Origin of the sequence: Nocardia sp. NPDC052316, from assembly GCF_044547795.1 — a bacterium.
Classification (GTDB): domain Bacteria; phylum Actinomycetota; class Actinomycetes; order Mycobacteriales; family Mycobacteriaceae; genus Nocardia.
Window position 1 is genome coordinate 563,237 of record NZ_JBIUBB010000001.1, and the last position, 24,172, is coordinate 587,408.

A 24,172-nucleotide genomic window follows, 5' to 3' on the forward strand; every position below is an offset into this window, starting at 1 on the left:
CGATCAGAGAACCAATGCCGCGTTCATCACACAACGCTTCTCTCATCTGGGTACAGGCGTCTCACGCGTAACTTTGCTCACACGCTACGACCATGCCGCGCCATATGACAGCGACACGTGCCCACGACACGCCGAAGAGACCAATTCGATATGTGAGTTACCAGTGTTTAAAATGAAAGGGTCCGACGCACCGGCGGCGACCGCGTCGCCTGGCCGGGTGGACCGCGCTCGAGTAAGGTGAGGCCCACTCGAACCGCAGCAGGAGTGTCACCGATGGAGAGCACCAGGACCAAGATCGCAGGTCCGGCGATCGCCGCAGGCGCGATCTCCGTCGGGCTAGTCCTCATCGGCGCCTGCGGAATCGGCAAGCAGGACACCTACGTCGCACCCCCGCCGTTGCAGTCGGACCCGAACGTCGCGCCCGTGGTGCACTCGGGCACCAGCGTGACGGTGCCGAAGGTATCGATTCCGCCGTCGCCGACCTGGCGCATCGCCCCCTACCAAGCACCCCAGGCGACGCCGTTCACCGGATTCGCCACCACCACCTCCGGCGAACCGGCCCCGGAAGAATCGCACGGTATTCCGCCGTACGAGACGCCGTCCGAGGACTCCCGCGCACCGGCCACCACCACCGAGGCACCGACGACGACCGAAGCGCCGACGACTCGCCCGACCACCACCCGGCCGACCAGGCCGCGGCCGACGACAACGACGCCGGACGAGCCGACCACGCGCCCGTCGGAGAGCTCGTCCGGCGGGTTGAACAGCGATCACGAGTGACCCGCGGTGGTGCGCGGAACACGCACCACCGCAAGGGTTTTACAGCTCGGGCAGCTCGTGCTCGCCGACCCGCGCGCTGAGCACCCGCAGATGCTCCAGCCCCCCGCCCAGGGTGCGCTCGATCGCGGTCAGTCTGGCCACGTAGTGACTGACCGGGTACTCGGCGGTGACGCCGATGCCGCCGTGCAGCTGGATCGCTTCCTGGCCGATGTGCCGCGCCGAGCGACCGACCTGGAGCCGGGCCCGCGAGGCGACCTGGTCGTCGATCGCGCCGTCGGCCGCGGCCGCGGTGGCGTAGAGGCTCATACTGCGCGCGAGCTCCAGGGACACGTACATGTCCGCCGCCCGATGCGTGAGCGCCTGGAACTTCGACAGGGTGACCCCGAACTGCTTGCGCTGCTTCAGGTAATCGGTCGTCAAGCGCAGCGCCTCTTCCATCGCACCGATGGATTCCGCGCAGAGACTGGCCTGCGCCTGGCCCTGCGCGGCCCGAATCGCCGCAGCCGCGTCGACGTCGCCACCGAGCAGTTCGGCACTGGCTTGGTCGAACTCGACCTGCGCGCCGCGCTGACCGTCCACCGTGCGGTAGGCCTTGCGGGTCACGCCCTCGGTATCGGCGGCGACCAGGAACAGCCCGGTCCCGCCGCCGGGCAGCTGCGCGCTGACCACCAGCTCGTCGGCACAGTCGCCGTGCGTGACCGGGTTCTTGATACCGGACAGCGCGTACGAATCCCCCTGCGGCACAGCGGTGGTGGCCAGCTCCGTCGCGGGCCAGCGCACGCCGGGTTCGGCATGGGCGAAGGCGAGCAGCTTGGTGCCGGAGGCGACCTCGGGCAGTACGCGCTGCCGCTGTTCGGCGCTGCCTGCGAGGGTGAGGAGCGCGCCGGGGATGAGCACCGCATCCAGGATCGGCTCCGGCGCCAGCCTGCGCCCCACCTCCTCGAGCACCACCATGGTCTCCACCGGGCCCGCGCCGACGCCACCGTCGTCCTCGCTGAAAGTCAGCCCGAGCACGCCGAGTTCGGCGAGCTGCTGCCACACCTCCCTGCTCCAGCCGAGTTCGGTGTCGGTCACCTTCAGCCTGGTCTCCGGGTCGTAGTTGCGAGCGAGCAGCTCACGAACCGTGTCCCGCAGCATTTCCTGTTCATCGGTGAGATCGAAATCCATGGCGGCGCCTCACAATCCGAGGATCGTGGAGGCGATGATGGTGCGCTGCACCTCGCTGGAGCCTCCGTAGATGGTTGTCTTGCGGTAGTTCAGGTACCCGGGACCGCTGCGCTGCGCCCAACCGGGCGAAGCGATGTCGTCGGCGCCGACCGGCACCGCGTCCGGGCCCGCGATATCGAGCAGCAACTCGGTGGCGGCCTGCTGTAGCTCCGAGCCGCGCAGCTTCAGCACCGAGGACGCCGGATTCGGCTTGCCGTCCGAGGAGTTCGAGACCACGCGGAGCTGGGTGAGCTCCAGCGCGAGCAGCTCGTTCTCCAGTTCGGCGAGCCGCGCCGCGAACAGCGGATCTTCCAGCAGCGTTCCACTGCCCGACCTGGTCTGCGCGGCATACTCTTTCGCCACGCCGATCTTCACCTTGGTGCGGCCGACGCCGGTGATGCCGGTGCGCTCGTTGCCGAGCAGGAACTTCGCGTAGGTCCAGCCCATGTTCTCCTCGCCGACCAGCTGATCGGCGGGCACCCGGACGTTCTCGAAGAACACCTCGTTCACCTCGTAACCGCCGTCGATCAGCTTGATCGGGCGAATGGTGACACCGGGCGACTTCACGTCGAACAGCAGGAACGAGATGCCCGCCTGCTTCTTCGGCGCGCTCGGATCGGTGCGCACCAGGCAGAAGATCCAGTCCGCGTACTGGGCGAGGGTGGTCCAGATCTTCTGGCCGTTGACGATGTAGGAGTCGCCGTCGCGCACCGCGGTGGTGCGCAACGAGGCCAGGTCCGACCCGGCGTCGGGCTCGGAAAAGCCCTGGCACCACCAGATGTCGAGCGCGGCGGTGGGCGGCAGGAAGCGCTGCTTGAGCTCCGGCGAGCCGAAGTGCGCGATCACCGGGCCGACCATCTGCGCGTTGAACGTCAGCGGATCGGGCACCGAGGCGAGCTGCATCTCGTCCTGCCAGATGTGGCGCTGCATCGGGGTCCAGTCCTTGCCACCCCATTCGACGGGCCAGTTCGGCACCGCGAGGCCGTGGTCGTTGAGGGCCTTGTGCGAGCGGACGATGTCGTCGCGGGACAGCTCCCTGCCGTATTTGAACCGCTCACGGATGTCGGCGGGGATCTCGGTCCGATAGATGTTTCGCAGTTCGTCGCGGAAGGCGACTTCATCGGGGGACAGGCTTATTTTCATACGCAGCTCCGTCTGTGTCTCGTACGTCCGAGTCCAACCTACCCTCCGGTAATCCTCCACTGTCGACTGGATCACACAGGTAGGACACGCTCGGCGGGCGTCAACCGAGGGTGGACACCGGCGCTACCCGGGCGGCACCTCGGACGAACTGGTACGTTGCTGCACGTGGGTTGGGGACCCCGAGACTTTGCGTATCGAGGAGTTCGAGTGAACGGCAGGACCATCGCACGAGCCAGTACGGCCGTGGTAGCCCTCGGCATCGGCGCGGCATTGACCCTGGGTGGCCCGGCCACCGCCGAGCCCGAACCGGCACCGTTGGACGCCGGCCTCGCCCACCTCACCGAGATCGCGGGCCCGGACCCCACCGTGCAGGCGGGTGTCGGCGCGCTGACGCAGTACACCAAGCTCGCCGATGTCGCCGGATTGCGCCACGTGACGAGCGCCTTCACGCCGTTCGCCTACGCCGCACCCACTTTCGGCTGTGGCAGCGTCGGCCCGGTCACCACGATCATCGCGGCCGCGACCACCGACGGCGTCGGCAACAGCCAGGACCTCAATATCGCGCCGGGCACGCTGCGCTTCAGCGCGACGCCCGCGCACACCGGTGCACCACTGGCCTCGGGCCTCGTCGTGGCCTGGGTGAACATCAACAACGGCGCCAGCGGCATCGACCCGCTCGACGACCTCACCGAATACGGACTGCCCTCGCTGTCCAAGACGGTGCACAGCGGACCCGGCACGGTGATCGCCTCGATGTGGGGCATCATCGACTACCCGTTCGCGCACTGCGTGATGACACCGACCGTCGGCACCTTCATGGTGCCGGACCAGCCGGTGCACCAGCCGAGCAATCCGTCGAACGCGAACGGTCCCGGACTGACCGCACCGGGCCCCAACGGGACCGAGATCGGCCCGGCGCCGGCCCCCGCACCGTCCGCCGCGCCCAGACCTGCACCCGCGCCTGCGCCCGCCGCTCCCCCGGCGCCCGAGCCTGCTCCGGCGCCCGCCCCCGCTCCCCCGGCGGTGCCGACCACGCCGGGTGCGCCCGCCGGTGCCGCGGTGCACGGCGAGTTCACCAAGCCTGCCAACTGACCCGGGCGGCACCGCCGTGAAAGGCGATGCCGCACAGCCTGGTTCAGCGCACCTTCGCGAAGAACGCGCGGATATCGGCCACATGCAGCTCGGGCAGTTCCATCGCCACGAAGTGATTGCCGGTATTGCCCTCCGGCCAGTGCACGATGTCGTTGTCGCGCTGGGCAAGTCGCAGCATCAGCGCTGATCCGCCGCCGTAAACGCCCGTCGGAACCCGCTTCTGCCCCTTGGGCCAGGCAAATCCGTTGTCGCCGAGACCGTTGTACATCGGCCAGGACGAGGTGGCCGCGGTATTGGTGAACCAGTACAGGCTGATTGTGGTCAGCAGGTGGTCGCGGTCGATGACGTCCTCGGCCTGATCGGCGAGCGGGGCGAACTCGTTGAACTTATGCATCAGCCAGCCGAGCAGGCCGACCGGGGAGTCGGTCCACGCGTGCGCGAAGGTCTGCGGGGCGATGCGCAACAACTCGTGGTGGTTCACGCCGGTCATCCACTGCTGCATGAGATCCCATTCGGCCCGCTCGTCCGGGGTCATGGTCGGCACGTCGGCCGCGCTGGGCATGCCGATGCCCCCATCGATGTGCACGCCGATCACCCGGTCCGGCGCCGCGATCGCCATTTCCGGCGCGACGTAGGCACCGAGATCACCGCCCTGAGCACCGAAGCGCTGGTAGCCGAGCCGATCCATCAGCACCAGCCACATCTCAGCCACCCGCTGCGGCGTCATCCCCACCTCGTGCGGCGCCGCCGAGAACGCGAAACCGGGCACCGACGGCACCACCACATGGAAAGCCTGTGCCGGGTCGAGTCCGTGCTTGCGCGGGTCGGCGAGCAAGCCGATGGTTTTGCTGAATTCGGCGAAGGTGTTCGGCCAGCCGTGCGTCAGCAGCAGCGGCACCGCGTCCGGCTCGGGCGAGCGGACGTGCACGAAATGCACGTCGAGGCCGTCGATTTCGGTAATGAACTGCGGAAACTCGTTCAGTGCCGCTTCCTGCGCACGCCAATCGAACTCGGTCCGCCAGTACTCGGCGAGCTCGCGCAGGTAGGCGACGGGCACGCCGCGCTCGCGTTCCACACCGGGCAGCTGGGCCGACCAGCGGGTCCGGCTCAGCCGGTCGTGCAGGTCGTCCAGGTCGGCCTGGCCGATGTCGATGCGGAACGGGCGGACGGCGGTGCGGTGGTCGGTCATCGAGAGGCTCCTCGTGTGTCGGTCGTTCGATCCGAGCACTACGTTAGGAACCATGTAGGACCATCTGTGTCCTAGTTATCTGTCAATCTGAGATTCATGAACGACACCCCCGCCCGGTTGCTGCGTCTGCTGTCGCTGCTGCAGACCCCACGCGAATGGCCGGGCAGCGAACTGGCCGAACGACTCGGCGTCACCGATCGCACGGTGCGCCGCGACATCGATCGATTACGCGAACTCGGTTATCCCGTCGAGGCCACGATGGGCGCGGCGGGCGGCTATCGGCTGGTGGCCGGGTCGGCGTTGCCGCCGTTGCTGATCGAGGACGACGAGGCGGTCGCCATCGCGGTGGGACTGCGGGCCGCGGCGGGTTACGCGGTCGCGGGCATCGAGGAAGCGTCGGTGCGCGCGCTCACCAAGCTGGAGCAGGTACTGCCCGCGAAACTACGCAGAAGAGTGCGGGTGCTCGGCACCGCGCTCGCACCGCCCGCCGATACCGGACCGCTGGTCGATCCGGAGGTGCTGACAGCACTGGCCGCCGCCGTAACCAACAGGGAGCGAGTGCGTTTCACCTATCGCGACGGCAGTGGCACGCACTCGCGCAGGCATGCCGAACCCGTCGGACTCGCACCGGTCCGGCACCGCTGGTATCTGGTCGGCTACGACGTCGATCGCGACGACTGGCGCGTCTACCGGGTCGATCGCGTCGCACAGGTGCAGCCGACCGCCGCGCGCTTCGTCCCTCGGGAACTCCCCGCGGCCGATCCGGCCGCCTACGTGGCGGGCCGCCGAACCGACTGGGGTACACCGACTTTCCGGCTCTCCGTCACCATTCACGCACCCGCGCAACGGATCGCGGGCAGGCTCGGTGACGACCCCGGCGACCTCATCGCGATCGACGAGAACTCGTGCCGCCTGGACACCCTCCGCGACGACTCGCCGGAGTGGTTGGCACACCGGCTGATCACCCTCGGCGCCGACTTCGAGGTGCACGAGCCGCCGGAGTTGCGCCGACAGCTACGCGCGGTCTCCGCACGCGTCGAGCGCGCCGTCGGCCCGAAAACGCACGGTCAGCGGGGTAATTGAATACGCAGCACCGCGCCGCTCTCGGTACCGGCCAGTAACTGATTCGGCTGCCCCGGCGTGGCGACCACCGACGTCAACGGCTCGCCGGTGAGCACCGCGCAGGCCGCACCGGTCGCGGGATCGACGCGAACGAGCTGGCCGGACAGCGTGGTCACGTACAGGACGCCGTCGGCATCGATGTGCAGATCGTCGGCGAAATCCGGAACACCGGGCAGCGACGAGGCGAGATTCGCGACCACCGTCTGCGCACTCGGATCGTCGATCGCGATGCGGACGACCTGGCCGAGCGTGCTCCCGTTGACCGTTACGTAGAGCGAATTACCCCGCACGACAATGCCGTTGGCGCCAGTCCTGGCCGCCTGCTCGGTCCAGGCGGTATCGACACTGCCGTCCGCGCGCACCCGGACGACGCCGGACATGGCGGCGACGTAGAGATTGCCTGCCGCGTCGAAGGCGGCGCCGTTGGGCATGGTGAAGCCGGAGACGAAGACCTCGGGCTTCAGGTCCGCGGCCGCCGGATCGAACCGCACGACACCGCCGGGGCGGATCGCGCTGGTGGGTGAATCACCGTAGACGACGTAGAGCAACCCGTCCGGTCCGCTGCGGACGGCGCCGGGGAATTCGACGGGGACGGTCGCGGTGAGCGCACCCGAGCGGTCGTAGCGCTGCACCTCGTTGCGGTAGATCCGGGAGACCCACAGGTTGCCCTCGGCGTCGTAGCCGACGTTCTCCGACCAATCGAGCACCGGTATGCCGACCGGTACCGCGGTCGCGGCCTGCGCGGGCGCACACGAGGCGATCGGCTGCGCGGCGGCGGCCGGATCCGCGGCGGCGACCGGTGCGGTGCAGGCGAGGGCGACCAGCGCCGTCGGCCACAGCATGCCGAGCCGGGGCAACGAGTCTTGACGATGGAGTCTTCGCAACGGGCACCTCGGGTCTCTGCAAGCCGACACAGCAATCTGCGGGCAGTCTAGCCACCTGGACAACGGCCTTCCGGCCCGATACCGACCCTGGCCGGGGCGAAGGCGGTCCGGCGGCGGTGCGCGGACGTCGTGAAGTCCACTGAGCGCCAAGATCTTTGACAAGATCTCGGCATGCCCTTTTTCGACGGCGCCCGTGGCCGGATGCACTATCGGCGGTGGCCGAGCGAAAACCGCGTTGCGACAGTGCTGCTGCTGCCCGGACTAGGCCAGCACAGCGGCCACTATCACCGTTTCGCGCGATCGCTGAAGGCTGCCAGCATCGGAACCTGGGCACTCGATACCTCGGGTCACGGCCTCAGCGAGGGCGATCCGCGCAAACCGGGCACGCTGGCCGAACTGGTCGCGGACGCGCGGCGGCTGTTCGACCTCGTGCGGGCGACCGAGCCGCAACCCCCCTTGATCTTGATGGGGCATTCGCTCGGCGCGGTCACCGTGCTCGGCATGTTCGGTGCCGCGGTGCCGGATCCGGGCGAGGCGACGACGGATTCGACGATTGTGGAACGCGACTATCCGCTGCGACCCGCCATCCCGACCGACGCGGTGACCGGCGTGGTGCTGTCCGGCGTGCCGAAACGGGCACTCGGCGGCGGCGCCCCCGGCGCGCCGGGTTCCGCTCTGCCACGCGAGCTTCCGGTGCTCGCCGTGCACGGCGTCGAGGACCGGCGGGCGCCGATTGATGCGGTGAAGGTATGGACTGGACGCCACGAATCGGTAGATTTACGGGCGTACGCCGACGCCGGGCACGATCTGCTGCACGAGCCGGTGCACGCGCGGGTCACTGCCGACATCGCGGACTGGATGCAGGGTGTCGTCGTGGGGTTGGCACGGCGCCCGTGAACTGAGCCTCGCTCAGAGATGAGGAAGGGGGACGTCGAGGTGCCATCTAACGAGAACGCCAACGGTGTCGGACGCCCGGATCTGTCCATCGTCACGGCGCCCGGAGCCACCGTCGCCGCCTTGCACAGCGCGGTCGACGACGGGGAGCTGTGGATCGACGGCATGCTGGTGGCCGAGGGCGTGCACGAGAAATGCGCGCGCCGCTACGAGCAGTTGGCCAACCAGATCGAGGAACAGATCCGATTACTCAGCGCCGCCGCGTCGCTGCCCGGGTTCGGCGGGTTCGCCTCCGGTGACGCACTGCGCGCGGGTTTCGAGACGAAGGCGCACGGCGCGCTCACCCGGCTGTGGGAATACGCCGAAGCCGCCAGGGAACTGGCGCTGACCTTCCGGGCCGCGGGCTCGGCATATCAGGGCGCCGACTCGCTGCTCGCGGCGTCGGTCGGCCGGATCGACGCGGAGGGAACGGCCCATGCGTAGATTGCCGCACACGCCGGGGCAGACGTTCGTCCGGCGCAACGACCCGCCCTACGCGCCGAACGTCGAGATCTTCGACAGCATGACCCATCGCGAAATCCACGAGAAGGTCCAATTATTGAAGCCCGCCGTGCTCGCGGGTGGGCAGCAGGCCTGGGGTGATGCGGCCGCAGGCCTGGCCGACGCGGTCGCGCAGGCCCATCTCGAGGTCCAAGCGGCCATCGCCGACGGCTGGCGCGGCGGCGCGGCGCAGAAAGCCGCCGACGCCGTGCACGCGTTCGAGCAGACCGGTCAGGACCTCGCCGACGTGCTCGCGGTGGTCTCGCAGCGGCTCGGGCAGGCCGGCGACGCGGCCGAGGCGCTGCGGGCTGCGGTGTCCGCGCCGACCGCGAAGGCACCCGATCTCGGTGCGGCGCTGCTGGATCCGACGCAGGCCACCAGCAATATCGCCGACCAGAAGTCGGCCGAGCACACGCGCCAGGACATCGTGCGGGCGATGAACGACATCTACGCCGGTGTGTTCATTCCGACCGGTAACGACGTGCCCGCATTCGGCGACCAGCAGTCCGGCGACGTGCCCACCGCCACCTATACGACACCCGCCGCCAAGATCGCCGGGCCCGGCCTCGGCGCGGAAACCACTGCCGCGCCCACCGCTGTGCTGGACACACCCTCGGACGCGAGCCGGCTCGTCGGCGAACCGGCAGCCGAACCAGCGGGCGAGGAACAGGTCGCCGTCGCAGAGCAGTCGGCCGAGACCGCGCCTGCGACGGTTGCGGCGGCGAACGGTGTACCCGATGCGATCGCCGGAAGTAGCTCGGCACCCACACCGCTTCAGGTCACTGCGGCCGGAGTGGATGCCCCGCCGACCTCGGCACCCGCCGCCGTCGGCACCGCGCCGAGCTCCGGTGCGACCATCGCACCGAGCACCACCACCGCGTCGGCCGCCCCGCAGGTCGTCGTGCCGGGTACCGCGGCCCCGGCCGCCCCCGACGAGCAACGCAAGCGCGACGAGCGGCGCAGGGACAGCACCAGCGACGCGGTCACCGGCCTCGGCGCGGGCGCGATGGGCGGGTTGATGGGCGGCGCGATGGCCATGGGCGACGCACCGCGCCAAGGATCCAGTGTCGCCGCGAACGCCGCGAACGCGACCGCCCGCGCCACCCGCTACGACGACGAAGACGAAGACGACTTCCACTTCGACGACCTGCCCACCTTCCTCGAACCGGCCGACGACAACGGCGAGCTGATCGGCGCCATCGATCCGACCACGCCACCGGTGCTCGGCGAGTGGACCGAGTTGGAGTGAATTGGACGCTGACGCCGGACCAGTTCGCGCTGGCCTGGGCGCGCACCGACGGCGATCGGATGCCCTATCCGCTGGCCGTTCGGCTCTCCGCGCGCGACACCGAGGAGCGGGACGCGCAGCTACCGGCGTTGCACAGCTGGTGCGATCGAGTGCTCGACGCCGACCTGGAGGCGGCACTGCGGGTGCTCGGCGCGCCGGAACTGCGGATCGAGGTGTACGGCGAACGCGACAGCGCGTCGGGGCCGGACGACGCGGCCGTCCGGCCGGTGCGGGTGCTCGGTGCCGCGGCGGGCAATGTCGCGGTGGTGGCCGCGCAGCGCCCCGGCGCGACCGCGGACCACGGCGGTGACATCCGGCTGTTCGTCGGCAGTGTGAAAAGTCTGACCGCCCGGGTGGTTTCGATGCTGCCGGAGAATTCGCCGGGCACCACACCCCGGCTGACCGCCCCACTGGCGCGCGTCGGCGAGGACAGCCGCGACCTGGTCACCGTGCCGGTCGCCGGACCGACGGTGCCCGCCCGCATCCGCCGGATGCTGCGGCAGCCGAGGGACGGCATCGGCCAGATCGTGGTGTCGGCCCGGCGCGGCGACGGCGAGCTGCGCCCATTCGGGGTGCTCTGCTGGATCGACGTGTGCGACGACGGCCGGTATTCGGTGCGCACCGGTGCCGACGTCGACATCGTGCCGGTCACCGCGCACGGCCTGATCGCACAGCTGCGCCCGATGGTCACCGCCGCTGAGCGCACCAGTACCTACGCCCAGCGCTGGTAAGAACTCGCCGACGCTGTCCGAGTTCCGGCGAGGCTTCGGCACCGGGCCTAGCTGAGCAGGGCGGTGACCTCTGCGTCCTCCAGCTGATGGAAGTCCTCGTAGGAGGTGCCGACACCGCCGAGCGACTGCGGAACCAGCGGGCAGACCACCTGGTCGGCTTCGGCGGCAACGCGGTGCACCGCCTCGGCGGAGGAGACCGGCACGGCGACCACGACGCGACTCGGCTGATGCAGGCGCGCGACCCGGCAAGCGACCACCACGGTCGCGCCGGTGGCCATGCCGTCGTCCACGATCACCACGGTGCGCCCCTCCAGCGGGATCGGTTTCGCGTCGCCGCGCCACACCGCCCGCCGCCGCTCCAGCTCCGCCCGTTCCGCAGCCTCGATCTCGGCGAACTCCCGCTGGAGTATCCCGGTGTGCGACACCACATCCGGGTTGAGCACGCGTACGCCGTCCTCGCCGATGGCACCCATCGCCAGCTCCGGCTGCCACGGCACACCGACCTTACGGACCAGCAGAATGTCGAGATCACCGCCGATGACGTCGCGCACCGCGGCGGCCACCGGAACTCCGCCACGTGGCAGACCGAGCAGCAGCGGATGGGCCGCGCGCAAGTCCTCCAGATGCGTGGCGAGCGCGCGACCGGCCTGTGTCCGATCGGGGTAGATCATCCATCAAAACGCTACGCCCACCCGCCACCCGACCACCACCCCCGAGGAACCGCAAAGCGATACCGCTGCCCCGCCACCCGACCACCATCACCCGGGAACCGCAAAGCGATACTGCTGCCCCTGCGCACCACTACGTCAGCCGCGCTCCGTAATAGCGAACCGCCGCAACGCAAGGCTCGGATTGGTGGTGCGAACTTCGGCCAGGTGGCCCAGATCGACAGTCGCGGTAAGCACGCCGGGTTCCTCACCGATCTCGGCGAGCACGGCCCCCGTCGGATCGACGATCATCGACGCCCCGGCCCCGCGCGGCGCCGCCTGGTCGGCCGCGACCACGTAGACGGTGTTCTCGATGGCGCGCGCCCGCACCAGCGTCGTCCACTGGTCGACCTTGCCGGGGCCGGGGATCCACTGCGCGGGCAGCACAAGCACCTGGGCGCCCGCGGCGGCGACCCGGCGGATGCCCTCGGGGAAGCGCAGATCGAAACAGGTCTGCAAACCAAATGTCACGTCCGCCACATCGAAGGTGACCGGTTCGGTGATCGGGCCCGCCTCCACCGTCTCCGATTCCAGGTGTCCGAAGGCGTCGTAGAGGTGGACCTTCCGATACACCGTGGCGAGGGTTCCGTCGGGCCCGAGGACGACGAGCGTGTTGCGGATCCGGCCGCCGCCGGGCTCGCCCTGCTCCACCATTCCGGCTACCAGATGCACCCCGAATTCGCGGGCGATCGCGCCGAGTCCGGTGACGAACGGCCCGGTCAGCGGTTCGGCGACGGCCACGACCCGCTCATCGAGCCGGGTGACGGCAAACATCGAGTATTCCGGCGCGACAACCACGCGGGCGCCCCGATCGCGCGCGCTGCGCACGTGCTCGCGCAGCGCGGAAAGGTTGGCCGACGGATCGGTGCCGGGGGCGAACTGGACGACCGCCACGTCCAGCTGGTTCGGTGCTGGGGTCTGATTCGTTTCGGAGCTATCCAGTTGCATACGTCTCACCGTATTGGGGCGGTGGCCGGGCAGGCCAGCACGAGGCAGTAAACTCCTGGTCAATGAGTACCAATCAGGTCGACAGCGTTCCTGGCGACAACGACAGGGACACCGACGGCCCGACTTTCGCCGATCTCGGGATCGATGACCGCATCCTCGCGGCCATCGCCGATGTGGGCTACGAGTCGCCGTCGCCGATTCAGGCCGCGACGATTCCGCCACTGCTCAGCGGCGCCGATGTGGTCGGCCTCGCGCAGACCGGCACCGGCAAGACCGCGGCGTTCGCCATCCCGATCCTGATGGGTCTCGACACCTCCGGCAAACTCCCGCAGTCGCTGGTGCTCGCGCCGACGCGCGAGCTCGCCATCCAGGTGGCCGAGGCGTTCGGCCGCTATGCCACGCACATGCCCGGGCTGAACGTGCTGCCGATCTACGGCGGCCAGGCCTACGGTGTGCAGCTGTCCGGCCTGCGCCGCGGCGCGCACGTGGTGGTCGGCACGCCGGGCCGGGTGATCGATCACCTGGAGAAGGGCACCCTCGACCTGTCGCAGCTGAAGTACCTGGTGCTCGACGAGGCCGACGAGATGCTGAAGATGGGCTTCCAGGAGGACGTCGAGCGCATCCTCAAGGACACGCCGTCCACCAAGCAGGTCGCGCTGTTCTCGGCGACCATGCCCGCGGCGATCCGCAAGATCTCCAAGCAGTACCTGAACAACCCGGTCGAGATCACCGTCAAGTCGAAGACGTCGACCGCCACCAACATCACCCAGCGCTGGGTGCAGGTCTCGCATCAGCGCAAGCTGGACGCGCTGACCAGGGTGCTCGAGGTCGAGTCGTTCGAGGCGATGATCATCTTCGTGCGCACCAAGCAGGCCACCGAGGAGCTCGCCGAAAAGCTGCGCGCCAGGGGCTTTTCCGCAGCAGCCATCAACGGCGACATCGCACAGAACCAGCGTGAGCGCACCATCGGTCAGCTCAAGTCCGGCGCGCTGGACATCCTGGTCGCCACCGACGTCGCCGCGCGCGGTCTGGACGTGGACCGCATCTCGCACGTGGTGAACTACGACATCCCGCACGACACCGAGTCCTATGTGCACCGCATCGGCCGCACCGGCCGGGCCGGGCGCAGCGGTGAGGCGCTGCTGTTCGTCGCGCCGCGCGAGCGTCACCTGCTCAAGTCGATCGAGCGGGCCACCAGGCATCCGCTGGAAGAGATGCAGCTGCCCAGCGTCGATGACGTCAACGCGCAGCGCGTCGCCAAGTTCGGTGACGACATCACCGAGAGCCTGACCTCGTCGAACCTGGCGCTGTTCCGCAGGCTCATCGAGGATTACGAACGCGAGCACGACATTCCGCTGGTCGACATCGCGGCGGCGCTGGCCGTGCTGTCGCGCGACGGCGACAACTTCCTGATGCAGCCCGAGCCGCCGGAGCCGGTGCGCGAGCGCCGCGAACGCCCGGATCGGCCGCGCCGGTTCGAGGGTGAGGACGATCGGACCGGTTTCGGTTCGCACAGCCGCGCCAACGGCACCGAGCTGGCCACCTACCGGATCTCGGTCGGCAAGCGGCACCGCGTGGTGCCCGGCGCGATCGTCGGCGCCATCGCCAACGAGGGTGGTTTACGCCGCAGCGACTTCGGGCATATCAGCATCCGGCCCGACCACAGTCTGGTGGAGCTGCCCGCGGACCTGCCCCCGGAGACGCTGGAAGCGTTGCGCCGCACCAGGATCAGCGGCGTCCTCATCCAGCTCACCCCGGACCAGGGTCCGCCGGGGCAGCGTACGTTCACGCCCCGTGGCCCGCGCCGCGAGGGCGGGAACGCGAAGCGGCCGGAGCGGCGTAAGCCACGCTCCTGAACCGGGGAGAGTACGGCGAGGTCAGCCTCGCTAGCTAGAGTGTTGCCGTCCGGTACGTAATTAGTGCTGACGGCAGCGGGTGTCCTGCGAAAACTCGAGACGTGATGAGCGACAATGGCGCTGCCCGCTCATCGATGCAGGCCGGATGCGGATGTCCCGCAGCGGCCCGAGGTGTCGATGGGCGACAATCGCGCAGCCCGTTCGTCGTTACGGACCGGGTGCGGGTGTCCCGCAAGACACAGGAGGGCCGCGTTTGTTCGTGTTCGGTGATCGTGTCGTCTGCTCTGCCGTCGACCTCGTGCGCGCGGCGCGCTGTGAGTTCGCGCTGCTGCGCGCCCTCGACGCCGAACTGGGAACCGTCGCGGCCGATCCGGCGACCACCGCCGAGTGGGCGCCCCAGCCGCGCACCTGGTTCGACGACTCGCGCGATCGCAGGCTCAGTGACTTCCGGGATCGCTTCGGCGGCTCGATGGTGGAGATCCAACGCCCGCAGGACAAGTCGGACAGCGGCCAGGCACTGATCGCGGCGCTCTCGGCCGCGCACGCCGAGACCATCGCGGCGCTGCGGGCCGGCGTGCACGTGATCCACGGCGCCACCTTCTTCGATGGGACCTTCGACTGTTCCTGCGATTTTCTGGTGCGCGCCGGTCATCGGGTGCGCTACACCGTGCACGGCACCGCGCACCGCAAGGCCGACCGCGTCGGCGCCGCACTGGAACTCGCCGCCTGCGCCGACGCGGTGGACCACAGCGGATCGTTGACCGGCCCGCTGATCCGGCTGCATCTCGGCGAGGACAACACCGCATACGCGTTGAGCGATCTGATCCCGGTGTACCGCGCGCGCAGGCGCCGAGTCGAGCGCATCCTGGATGAGAAGCTGAGCGAACTCCTACCCGCGCAGTGGGGTGATCCGCGCTATCTGGCCTGCGGACGCTGCGCGACGTGCACGACGGCCGCGGCGGCCGCACGCGACCTGCTCCTCGTCGCCGGTATGCCGACCACCACGCGGGCCCGGCTCCGCGAAGCGGGCGTGAGCACCATCGACCGGCTGGTCAGCACCGAGAGCACGGTACGCGGCGTGCCACCGCGGACCTTCACCGCGCTGCGCAGGCAAGCCGAAATCCAGCTGCGCCGCGAGGATTCCGGGCAGCCGACGCACAGCCTGGTCGACCCGATCGCACTCGGCGCCCTGCCGCCGCCCTCCGCCGGTGACCTCTCGTTGACCGTCGTCGGCGGCGGGCGCACCCCGCTGGCCGTGGACGTCGGCGGGCCGGGCACCGTGCACCTGACCTTCCGCGGACCGTTCGGCAGCGACGGCGACCCGGACAGCGAGGCCGCCGGACAGCGGCGCGCGCTGGCGGAGGTGCTCGACTATCTCGCGCAGCGGCGGCGGATGTATCCGGACATGCACGTCTACCACTACACCGTCGCGGTGCGTACCGCGCTGCTGCACTGCACCGGCAGCACCGGCGTCGGCGAAGAGATCGTGGACGAACTGCTGTGCGACGGCGTGCTGGTCGACCTGTATCCGATCGTGCGCAACGCGCTGATCATCGGGGAACGCTCCTATCGGCTGAGCAGGCTGGCGCGCCTGCTGCCCGGCGCGGCGCACTCGGCCGACGCCGAACGGGACTGCCTGACCGTGCTGCGCCTACGGGACTGGCTGCTGGACCGAGCCGCCGAACAGCGCATCGACCCGCAGGCGGTGACGCTGGAGCGGACCGGATCCTGGTGTCAGGTGGCCGGCCCCGACGGACTGGAACCCATCCCGCCCTCGCGCCCCTCCTCGTTCGAGGCGGCGCTCGCCGAATACGCCGCGGCACAGGACGAACCGCGCCACGTCGCCGCGATGATGGCCGCGGCGCTCGGCTACCACCGGCGCGAACGGCAGCCGCTGTGGTGGGCGCACGTCGATCGGCTCAGCCACCCGGTCGACGAATGGGCCGACGCCCCAGGGGTGTTGGTCGCCGAATGGGGCACCGTCGACACCAAGTGGCATCGCAGCCCGGACCGCCCGACCATGCGGCGCTACCTCACCCTGACCGGCCGGATCGGGTCGAGCTGGAGTGCGGGCGGCCCCGGACCGGCCACCGTGCTGACGCCGGGCACCACCGTCTACACCTTCTACGACCGGCCCGCAGCCGCGGGCATGGTCACCGCCGTCGGGCGCCGGGCCACCGCCGTCGCCACGGTGCTCGGCTGCTCGGTGGACGCCGAATTCGACGACGCGGTCCGGCTCGAAGAGCTGCTGCCGGACGGTTGCGAACCGTACGACGAACTACCCACCGCGATCGCTCCCGGCCTACCCGCGTGGGACTGGAACGCCGAAACCGCGGTCGAATTCGCCGCCCAGCAGCTGCTCGTCGCGCTCCCGGAGATACCCGAGGGCGCCGTGTTCGACCTGCTCGCCCGCCGCCCGCCCCGGCTACGCGGCGGCGCCGCGTTGCCGGAGGTGCACGGCGACCATGCCGCGGCGATCACCGCCGCGATGCGCGAACTCGACCACTCCTACCTCGCCGTGCAAGGCCCGTCGGGCACCGGCAAGACCGCCACCGCAGCCAGGGTGCTCGAGCGGCTGGTCACCCGGCACAAATGGCGGATCGGCATTGTCGGGCAGACCCATTCGACGGTGGAGAACCTGCTGGACGCGGTCGTGCGGGTCGGCGTGCTGCCGGAGCTGGTCGCCAAGAAGGACGTCGAGTCGGTGGCGCCGGAGTGGGTGGTCATCGACGCCTCCCGGTACGCGCGGTTCCTCGACAACGCCATCAGCGGCTGCGTACTCGGCGGCACCCCAACGGATTTCGCGAACGAGACGATGGTGCCGAGGGCGGGGCTCGATCTGCTGGTGATCGCCGACGCGGGCCGGTTCCCACTGGCCGATGCGGTCGCGGTCGGGGTCAGCGCGCGAAACCTGTTGCTGCTCGGCGATCCGGTGCCGCCCGTCACGCACAGCGCGCATCCGGAACCGGTCGGCGAATCGGCGCTCGGCTGGCTCGCCGAGGGGCGGCACACGCTGCCCGGTGAACGCGGCTACTTCCTGGACCGCACCTGGCGGATGCATCCGCAGGTGTGCGATCCGATCTCCCGGCTGTACTACGACGGACGGCTGCGCGCCAATGAAACCGTCACGCTGGCAAGGGAACTCGATGGTGAGTCGCCCGGCGTGAGCACCGTGCTGGTGCCCCATCACGGCAATGCCACCGAGTCCGCGGCCGAGGCGCGCGAGGTGGTGCGCCGGGTGCGCGCGCTGCTCGCGATGAACTGGACCATCGGGGCGATCACCCGGCGGCTGCATCCGCACGACATCTTCGTGGTCGCGCCGTACGCGGCGCAGGTCGGGCGGATCCGAACGCTGCTCGCCCGGGCCAAGATCGAGGACGTGCTGGTCGGCACCCCGGACCGGTTCCGCGGCAGGGAGGCCGCCGTTGTCCTGCTCTCGATGACCACATCCAGCCCGGCCGACGCGCCCTACGGCATGCCATTCCTGTTGTCGCGCGCGCTGATCCATGCCGCGCTGTGCCGCGCGATGTGGAAGGCGATCATCATCCGCTCACCGCTGCTGAGCGAGTATCTGCCCGCGAGCCCGGAGGAGATGCCCGAGCTCGCCGGGTTCTTACGGCTATGACTCAGCCGAAGCAGTTGCCTTCACCGCGATAGGTGGGCACGGTGGTTCTGGTGCCGTCCGCGTCGACCAGATGCACCTTCTCGAAGCGCTCGCACAGTTCGCCCGCCTTGGCGTGGCGGAACCACACCCGGTCGCCGATGCGCAGTTCCGCCGCACCGGCCAGCGGGGTCTGCACCTCGCCCGCGCCCTCGGTGCCGATCAGCCGTAAACCGCTGGGCCACACCGGCATCGGTACGCGAGACGGACCGGTCGGGCCGGAGGCGATGTAGCCGCCCGCGAAAACCGTTGCGATGGAAGGGCTCGGGCGGCGCAGCACCGAGGTGGCGAAGAACAGTGCGGGCCTCGGGGTGAAGGACCGGTAGTGGTCGAACAGGGTCGGCACGTAGAGCCCGGAACCCGCGGTCACCTCGGTGACATCCGGATCGGCGATGCTGACCTCGATCGACCCGCTGCCGCCGCTGTTGACGATCTCCAGCTTGCCGGTCACCGAGCGGACCGCGTCGAGAACCCGCCTGCGGCGCTTGGTGATCTCCGCGGCGGAGGCCCGCTTCATCAGGCGCAGCGCGACATTGCTGTCCGGCATGCCTGCGATCTGCGCCTCGTAGGTCATCACGCCGACCACCTCGAACCCGCGGCGCAAGGCTTCCGCGGCGAGGGCGGCGGCTTGCTCGGGCGTGCGAATCGGCGAACGGCGCACGCCCAGGTGGATCGGGCCGATCCGCAGGGAGGCGTCGACGTCAAGGCACACCCGCGGCCGCACCAGGTCGGTGCCGAGAGCGGCACGGATCAGGTCGAGCTGGGCGACATCATCGATCATCAGGGTGATCGAGCGGCACAGCGTCTCGTCGGCGGCGAGTTCGGCCAGCGCGGCCCGGTCGACGGTCGGGTAGCCGAGCAGGATATCGCGGGCGCCGCGCCGGGCCAGCCAGATGGCCTCGGGCAACGAGTAGCTCATCAGGCCCGCGAAACCACCCGAGGCGGTGAGCTCACCGCCGAGCACTTCTTCGAGGACGGCGCGACAGCGCACGGATTTGCTGGCGACCCGGATCGGCACACCGTTCGCGCGGCGCACCAAGTCGGCGGCGTTCGCGCGCAGGGCGGTCAGGTCGAGGGCGGCCAGCGGCGGGTCGAGTTCGGCGGTGGCCGCGTGCAGCCCCGCGATGGGGGACGTGTCCGTCACCCCATCAACTCAACCACCAAACTGGTCACACGTCCAGTACTTGCGGCAACCCATTTTCCGAGGTCACCGCGCACCCGGCGGGGACTAGACCTCGGCGGCGCGGGTGGCCAGGCTGCTCACCAGATCGTCGAGTACCACCAGCATTGTTTCGTCATTGCAATCGGCGAGCCAGCGCAACACGGTGCCTTGCAACACCGAGACCGCGTAGGTCGCGATGGCCTCCACCGGCTCGAGCCACTGCACACCCGATCGGTCGGCGCACAGCTGCAGAAAGGCGGCGACCTCGGTGTCCATCTCTCGATAGACCGCGGTCGCGGCGGGGTCGGCGATGCAGTCGGTCTGCACCTCCCAGCGCTGACGCAAGGTCTGCACCGTGGCCTCATAGGCCTGTACCTGCTTGGATGGGGCGGCCTTCACCAACGGCCAGTACGCGCTCACGCCGGCGTGCAGTAGCACCCGTAGCGCGCGCACCCCTCCGTGATCCAGTGACGCGGCCGCCTTCTCGACGGCCTCGCAGATGGTCGGCCGCAGCCGAACCACTGCGGTGTCTCCTCGTACGCTCAACGACGACTCCCTCGGCGAAAAGATCTCGCGCACCCTCGTCGGCGCGACTCGTCGAACATGGCGGGCACTCCGCCGGAAATCCCAGGCTGCCCGGTCCAACGTTCATCAATGGTAGAGGGTTTTCGGGGTTTGAGAACAGGTTCAATGGGTATTTCCAGACCGCAAGAATGTTTTGTTACCCAAACGGAATGGTAGGGGTGCCATCGAGCCCTGCCCGGATTTCCCTCTCTCGGGGTCACTCTCAGCCCTGCCCGGCTGACAAGCAGACCGTTGTCCACTGTACGGGCGCGTACCGACGTGCCCCGAATCCTGTGGCCGATCACACAGGTGAAGCACGCAAAACGGTCAACTGTCCGTGTCGAGTCCGATCCGGAAACGACACCCGCGCGGCGCCTGCGGCCGGATAGCCTGAGTCGGTGACTCTCTCGCCGCCAGCCGATCAGTACTTCATCTCCGGCACCTTCAACTTCCGCGATCTGGGCGGGCTGCGCACCGACGACGGGGCGAAGGTCCGTCCCGGCGTGCTGCTGCGCTCGGCCCAGCTGACCGGACTCGACGACGCCGGGTTGGCCACCCTGCGCGAACTGCGCGTCAGCGACGTGCACGACCTGCGCGGCGAACGCGAGATCGACCACATCGGCCGCGACCGGCTGCCCGAGGGCGTCCGCCTGAACGTCACGCCGTTCGACGCCAGGATGGCCGAGGCGCCGCCGCACCACACCGACGCCCAGGGCGCGTTCGCGCACATGCTCGAGGTCTACCGGATGTTCCCCGCGCTGCCCGAAGCCCATGCCGCGATCACCGCGCTGGCCGAATCGATCGCGCGCGGCGAGGGCGCGGTGCTGGTGCACTGCGCGGCGGGCAAGGACCGCACCGGCTGGGCCGTGGCCACCCTGCTGCGCGCGGTCGGCGTGACCGAGGCCGACGTCGAGGCCGACTTCCTGCTGAGCAACGGCGCCATCCCCGCCCTGCGCGCCATGATGACGACGAAACTGCTCGGCGGCGAAGAACTCTCGGTGGATCTGCTCGGCGTGCGCGAGGAATACCTCAGCACCGCTACCGCATCCATGCACGAGTTGCACGGTGATGTGGACTCCTACTTGACGGCCGCCGGGATCACCCCGGAGCTGCGCGCACGGCTGCGCGAGCGGATGTTGGAGTGACGCAGGATTATTCGGCCTGCGCCAGGTCGCGGCGCACCAGGCCGTCGGTGTCGATGGTTACCTGATCGCCGGTGTGGAACCAGGTCCCGGTGAAGCGGGCCGCGGTGGTCGTCGGGTCGTTCCAGTAGCGCGGGCAGACGTTCGGGCCGCGGCACAGTAATTCGCCGTGGCCCGCCTGCGCCCGCGGTCCCCACAGCGCCAGTTCGGTTCCGCCGAACGGGAATCCGAGCACGGTGTCGGCGTCGTCGGCCGACTCCGCCGCGTCGTCCACGGCCAGCCCGATGCCGCTGGTCTCGGTGGCGCCCCAGATCGACCACTGCCGGGCGACCGGGAACATCTCGCGCAGTGCCACGGCCAAATCGGCTGGGGTAGCGGGCGTCACGGCCCGCTCGCCCCGATGGCCCGCCTTGCTGATCCTGGCGATGCCCTCGGTGTGCACGCCGTCGGCCCGCAACGCGGCGAGCTCGGGCAGCAGGCCCGCGAAGATCCGCGGCGTCGCCGACACCATGTCGATCCGTTCGGCCACAATGGCTTCCGCGAGCCCTCGGGTGTCGCGCGCCAGCACCACGGTGCCGCCGACCGCGAAGGTCGGTAAGAGTTGGTCCACGCAGCCGCTGGCGTGGGCGAGCGGCAGCAGCACCAGGTTGCGCAGGCCGTCGGTCGGCAGATCGAGCGCGGCGACCACCGAACGTATTGCCGAAAGCAGGTTTTCGTTGGTCAGCTCCACGCCCTTTGGCGCGGTGCCCGCGCAGCGCGGGGTGCCGCTGGTGTAGCTGAGCAGTGCCAGATCCCCCAGTGCCGCACCGTCATCGATGAACGCGGCACCGTCGGGCAGCTCCGCGCCGCGCGCGATCTCGCGGCCGAGCACGAAATCGGCGCTGCTGTCGGCGATCACCCGCTCGGCCACCGCGTCCGGTAAGCCGTCGTGCACCAGCACCGGTACCGCGCCGCTGAGCAGGGCGCCGAGAAACGCCTGCACCCAGCGCACGCCCGCGGGCATGTGCACGGCGACCCGGTCGCCGTAACCGATGCCGTGCTCCTGCAGCCCGCCCGCGATGCGCGAGGCGGAGTGCCACAGCTCCCGGTAGGTCAGCCGCGGGCCACCCACCTCGACCACGGCCTCCCGCGTGGAGAACGCGTGCACCTGCAGGTCCAGTAGCTCGGTGAGCGCCGGGGTCAGGTTGCCGTAGCGCAGCACCCCGTCGGCGCCGCGCGCCAGCGGGGCTTCACGGGCATGCGGATGGGTCAGGGGGTATTCGACGAGCAACTGCGACATCCGTCCTCCGCACGCCTCGAGTCAGCAGGCACTGCGACTATATGACGAGAGTCACATTTTCGCGGGCAGAGGCGACGAACGTGTCCTAGCTGTCACCGCCCCGTGTAGGTGGCCTTCCCCGGCCCGACCTCGAGGAAGCTGCGCACCGCACCCCGCAGATCCGCGGTGTCGAACAGCGCGCCGGACACCTCCGGCGTCACCGAATCCGCATGGGCGACACCGCCGGAACGCCACGCCTCGATGATCTTCTTGGTCGCGGCGTGCGCCAGCGTCGGCCCCTGCGCGAGGCGGTGCGTCAATTCCCTTGCGGCCGTGTCGACATCGTCGTGCACGGCGTTCACCACGCCCCACTGCGCCATCGTCGCCGCGTCGTACAGGTCGCCGGTCATCACGAACTCGCGCGCCCGGCCCGAGCCCGCGCGTTCGGCAAGCCGCTGCGGGCCACCCATCGACGGCGTCAGGCCGACCACGGTCTCCACCAGACCGAACTTCGCCTTCGGCGCGGCCAGGATGATGTCGCAGGCCAGCGCGATCTCGAAGGCGGCGGTGAGGGTGAGCCCGTGCGCGGCGAACACCACCGGGCACGGCAGCGCCTCGACCGGGTGGATGATCTGCGCGAACAGGGTCCGCCAGAGTTCGGCGCCCTGGTCCACCGACAAACCGTCGAAGACGTGCACGTCGACGCCGCCGGAGACCAGCTTGCCCTCGGCGCGCAGCAGCAGCGCGCGCGGCGGGTTCGCCGACAGCTCGGCGAAGTCCTCGATGAGGGCGTCGAGCATCGCCCGGTCGAAGAGGTTCAGCGGCGGATTGGCGAGCGTCAGGGTCGCTACCTCGGCGCCGCCGTCGGTGATTTCGCGTTCCAGGCGCGTGGCCTTCGAATCGGTCATTCGGTCAGCGTAAGACCTTCGTCTGCCAGACTGTCGAGGTGACCAAGTCGGCGGAAAGCGGCTCCTACGTCGAGCCCGGCGAGTTCAAGCGGGACACGAACTACATCACCACCCGGATCACGGCCGACGGCCGCGACGGCTACCCCGTCGAGCCGGGACGCTACCGATTGGTCGCGGCACGGGCCTGCCCGTGGGCCAACCGCACGCTCATCGTGCGTCGCCTGCTCGGCCTGGAAGGCGTGCTCTCGCTGGGATTGTGCGGGCCGACGCACGACAAGCTCAGCTGGACCTTCGATCTGGATCCCGGCGGCGTCGACCCGGTGCTCGGCATCCCCCGACTACGCGACGCGTACCTGGCCCGGTTCCCGGACTATCCGCGCGGCATCACGGTGCCCGCGGTGGTGGACGTGCCGACCGGACAGGTGGTGACCAACGACTACGCGCAGATCACCCTGGATTTCTCCACCGAGTGGACCGAGTTCCATCGGCCCGGCGCGCCGCAGCTGTACCCCGAAGCGCTGCGCGCCGAGATCGATGAGGTGAACCAGGCGGTGTTCCGCGACGTCAACAACGGCGTCTACCGCTGCGGTTTCGCAGGCTCGCAGGACGCTTACGAGGCCGCCTACGACCGGCTTTTCGCCCGGCTGGACTGGCTCTCCGAACGTCTTGCGCGGCAACGCTATCTGGTCGGCGACACGATCACCGAGGCCGATGTGCGGCTGTTCACCACGCTGGCCAGGTTCGACCCGGTCTATCACGGCCACTTCAAATGCAACCGCTCGAAACTGAGCGAGCTGCCGGTGCTGTGGGCGTACGCGCGTGACCTCTACCAAACCCCCGGCTTCGGCGACACCACCGACTTCGCGCAGATCAAGGAGCACTACTACGTGGTGCACCGCGACATCAATCCGACCGGGATCGTGCCGAAGGGACCGGAGCTGGCCAACTGGCTGACCCCGCACGGCCGGGAGGCATTGGGCGGCAATCCGTTCGGCGACGGCACACCCCCGCCCCCGCCGCCGCTGGCCGAGCGCGTGCCCGCGCTGCACCAGCCGAACTGATGGAACCGACCGGGCTGGGTACTTCGTTGTCATGAC

The 24,172-nt window shown here is 69.6% G+C and carries 21 protein-coding genes; 11 read left to right on the forward strand and 10 right to left on the reverse strand.

The window, feature by feature from the left end; translation table 11 throughout:
- Positions 1–273 precede the first annotated feature (273 nt).
- Positions 274–780, forward strand: a complete 507-nt coding sequence (locus ACIHA7_RS02540) for a hypothetical protein (protein WP_397284782.1) — start codon at positions 274–276, stop codon at positions 778–780.
- 39 nt (positions 781–819) lie between these two features.
- On the opposite strand, the gene ACIHA7_RS02545 is transcribed toward ACIHA7_RS02540, so the two are convergent.
- Positions 820–1,947: an acyl-CoA dehydrogenase family protein gene (locus tag ACIHA7_RS02545; protein WP_397284784.1), complete on the reverse strand. Its 1,128-nt coding sequence runs from the start codon at positions 1,945–1,947 to the stop codon at positions 820–822.
- A 9-nt stretch (positions 1,948–1,956) separates the two neighbouring features.
- Complete coding sequence (locus ACIHA7_RS02550; RefSeq protein WP_397284786.1) at positions 1,957–3,129, reverse strand: acyl-CoA dehydrogenase family protein; 1,173 nt, start codon at positions 3,127–3,129, stop codon at positions 1,957–1,959.
- Positions 3,130–3,336: 207 nt separating this feature from the next.
- Here ACIHA7_RS02550 and ACIHA7_RS02555 point away from each other — a divergent pair, with 207 nt between their 5' ends.
- Positions 3,337–4,221, forward strand: a complete 885-nt coding sequence (locus ACIHA7_RS02555) for a hypothetical protein (RefSeq protein WP_397284788.1) — start codon at positions 3,337–3,339, stop codon at positions 4,219–4,221.
- A gap of 43 nt (positions 4,222–4,264) precedes the next feature.
- On the opposite strand, the gene ACIHA7_RS02560 is transcribed toward ACIHA7_RS02555, so the two are convergent.
- Positions 4,265–5,410 carry an epoxide hydrolase family protein gene (locus ACIHA7_RS02560; protein WP_397284790.1) on the reverse strand — a complete coding sequence of 382 codons (1,146 nt, stop codon included), beginning with the start codon at positions 5,408–5,410 and terminating at the stop codon, positions 4,265–4,267.
- A gap of 96 nt (positions 5,411–5,506) precedes the next feature.
- Between ACIHA7_RS02560 and ACIHA7_RS02565 the strand changes: the two genes are divergently transcribed.
- Complete coding sequence (locus ACIHA7_RS02565) at positions 5,507–6,493, forward strand: helix-turn-helix transcriptional regulator (RefSeq protein ID WP_397284792.1); 987 nt, start codon at positions 5,507–5,509, stop codon at positions 6,491–6,493.
- Here the strand turns inward: ACIHA7_RS02565 and ACIHA7_RS02570 are convergent.
- On the reverse strand, positions 6,478–7,416 hold the full coding sequence (locus ACIHA7_RS02570; RefSeq protein ID WP_397284794.1) for an SMP-30/gluconolactonase/LRE family protein: 939 nt from the start codon (positions 7,414–7,416) through the stop codon (positions 6,478–6,480). The genes ACIHA7_RS02565 and ACIHA7_RS02570 overlap by 16 nt on opposite strands.
- Before the next feature lie 171 nt (positions 7,417–7,587).
- Between ACIHA7_RS02570 and ACIHA7_RS02575 the strand changes: the two genes are divergently transcribed.
- The 4 genes from ACIHA7_RS02575 to ACIHA7_RS02590 are packed head-to-tail and all read left to right on the forward strand — an operon-like array spanning position 7,588 to position 10,869.
- Positions 7,588–8,313 carry an alpha/beta hydrolase gene (locus ACIHA7_RS02575; RefSeq protein ID WP_397284796.1) on the forward strand — a complete coding sequence of 242 codons (726 nt, stop codon included), beginning with the start codon at positions 7,588–7,590 and terminating at the stop codon, positions 8,311–8,313.
- 39 nt (positions 8,314–8,352) lie between these two features.
- Positions 8,353–8,793, forward strand: coding sequence for a hypothetical protein (locus ACIHA7_RS02580; protein ID WP_397284798.1), 441 nt, complete (start codon positions 8,353–8,355; stop codon positions 8,791–8,793).
- Positions 8,786–10,099: a hypothetical protein gene (locus ACIHA7_RS02585; protein WP_397284800.1), complete on the forward strand. Its 1,314-nt coding sequence runs from the start codon at positions 8,786–8,788 to the stop codon at positions 10,097–10,099. The genes ACIHA7_RS02580 and ACIHA7_RS02585 overlap by 8 nt, the downstream gene beginning before the upstream one ends.
- Positions 10,096–10,869 (forward strand): ESX secretion-associated protein EspG, encoded by a 774-nt coding sequence (locus tag ACIHA7_RS02590; protein ID WP_397284802.1) that lies wholly within the window; start codon positions 10,096–10,098, stop codon positions 10,867–10,869. The genes ACIHA7_RS02585 and ACIHA7_RS02590 overlap by 4 nt, the downstream gene beginning before the upstream one ends.
- 47 nt (positions 10,870–10,916) lie before the next feature.
- Here the strand turns inward: ACIHA7_RS02590 and ACIHA7_RS02595 are convergent, their stop codons facing one another.
- Together ACIHA7_RS02595 and ACIHA7_RS02600 are read right to left on the reverse strand one after the other, a co-directional pair.
- Entirely contained in the window at positions 10,917–11,540 is a 624-nt protein-coding gene (locus ACIHA7_RS02595) for a phosphoribosyltransferase (protein WP_397284804.1), read from the reverse strand.
- Between the two features lie 135 nt (positions 11,541–11,675).
- Positions 11,676–12,524, reverse strand: a complete 849-nt coding sequence (locus tag ACIHA7_RS02600) for a carbon-nitrogen hydrolase family protein (protein WP_397284806.1) — start codon at positions 12,522–12,524, stop codon at positions 11,676–11,678.
- A 62-nt stretch (positions 12,525–12,586) separates the two neighbouring features.
- Between ACIHA7_RS02600 and ACIHA7_RS02605 the strand changes: the two genes are divergently transcribed.
- On the forward strand, positions 12,587–14,380 hold the full coding sequence (locus ACIHA7_RS02605) for a DEAD/DEAH box helicase (RefSeq protein WP_397284808.1): 1,794 nt from the start codon (positions 12,587–12,589) through the stop codon (positions 14,378–14,380).
- A 259-nt stretch (positions 14,381–14,639) separates the two neighbouring features.
- Positions 14,640–18,005: an AAA domain-containing protein gene (locus tag ACIHA7_RS02610; RefSeq protein ID WP_397284810.1), complete on the forward strand. Its 3,366-nt coding sequence runs from the start codon at positions 14,640–14,642 to the stop codon at positions 18,003–18,005.
- Between the two features lies 1 nt (position 18,006).
- Here ACIHA7_RS02610 and ACIHA7_RS02615 read toward each other — a convergent pair whose 3' ends face one another.
- Positions 18,007–19,185, reverse strand: coding sequence for an amino acid deaminase/aldolase (locus ACIHA7_RS02615; RefSeq protein WP_397284812.1), 1,179 nt, complete (start codon positions 19,183–19,185; stop codon positions 18,007–18,009).
- A gap of 84 nt (positions 19,186–19,269) precedes the next feature.
- Positions 19,270–19,749, reverse strand: coding sequence for a TetR family transcriptional regulator (locus ACIHA7_RS02620; protein ID WP_397284814.1), 480 nt, complete (start codon positions 19,747–19,749; stop codon positions 19,270–19,272).
- Between the two features lie 416 nt (positions 19,750–20,165).
- Here ACIHA7_RS02620 and ACIHA7_RS02625 point away from each other — a divergent pair, with 416 nt between their 5' ends.
- Complete coding sequence (locus ACIHA7_RS02625) at positions 20,166–20,912, forward strand: tyrosine-protein phosphatase (protein ID WP_397284816.1); 747 nt, start codon at positions 20,166–20,168, stop codon at positions 20,910–20,912.
- Positions 20,913–20,919: 7 nt separating this feature from the next.
- On the opposite strand, the gene ACIHA7_RS02630 is transcribed toward ACIHA7_RS02625, so the two are convergent.
- Both ACIHA7_RS02630 and ACIHA7_RS02635 read right to left on the reverse strand, forming a co-directional pair.
- The gene (locus tag ACIHA7_RS02630) at positions 20,920–22,188 is read right to left on the reverse strand and encodes a class I adenylate-forming enzyme family protein (protein ID WP_397284818.1); all 1,269 of its coding nucleotides are present in this window, start codon (positions 22,186–22,188) and stop codon (positions 20,920–20,922) included.
- 92 nt (positions 22,189–22,280) lie between these two features.
- Entirely contained in the window at positions 22,281–23,075 is a 795-nt protein-coding gene (locus ACIHA7_RS02635) for an enoyl-CoA hydratase/isomerase family protein (RefSeq protein WP_397284820.1), read from the reverse strand.
- A 38-nt stretch (positions 23,076–23,113) separates the two neighbouring features.
- On the opposite strand from ACIHA7_RS02635, the gene ACIHA7_RS02640 reads away from it, so the two are divergent.
- Positions 23,114–24,136 (forward strand): glutathione S-transferase family protein, encoded by a 1,023-nt coding sequence (locus ACIHA7_RS02640; protein WP_397284823.1) that lies wholly within the window; start codon positions 23,114–23,116, stop codon positions 24,134–24,136.
- The last annotated feature ends 36 nt before the right edge of the window (positions 24,137–24,172 follow it).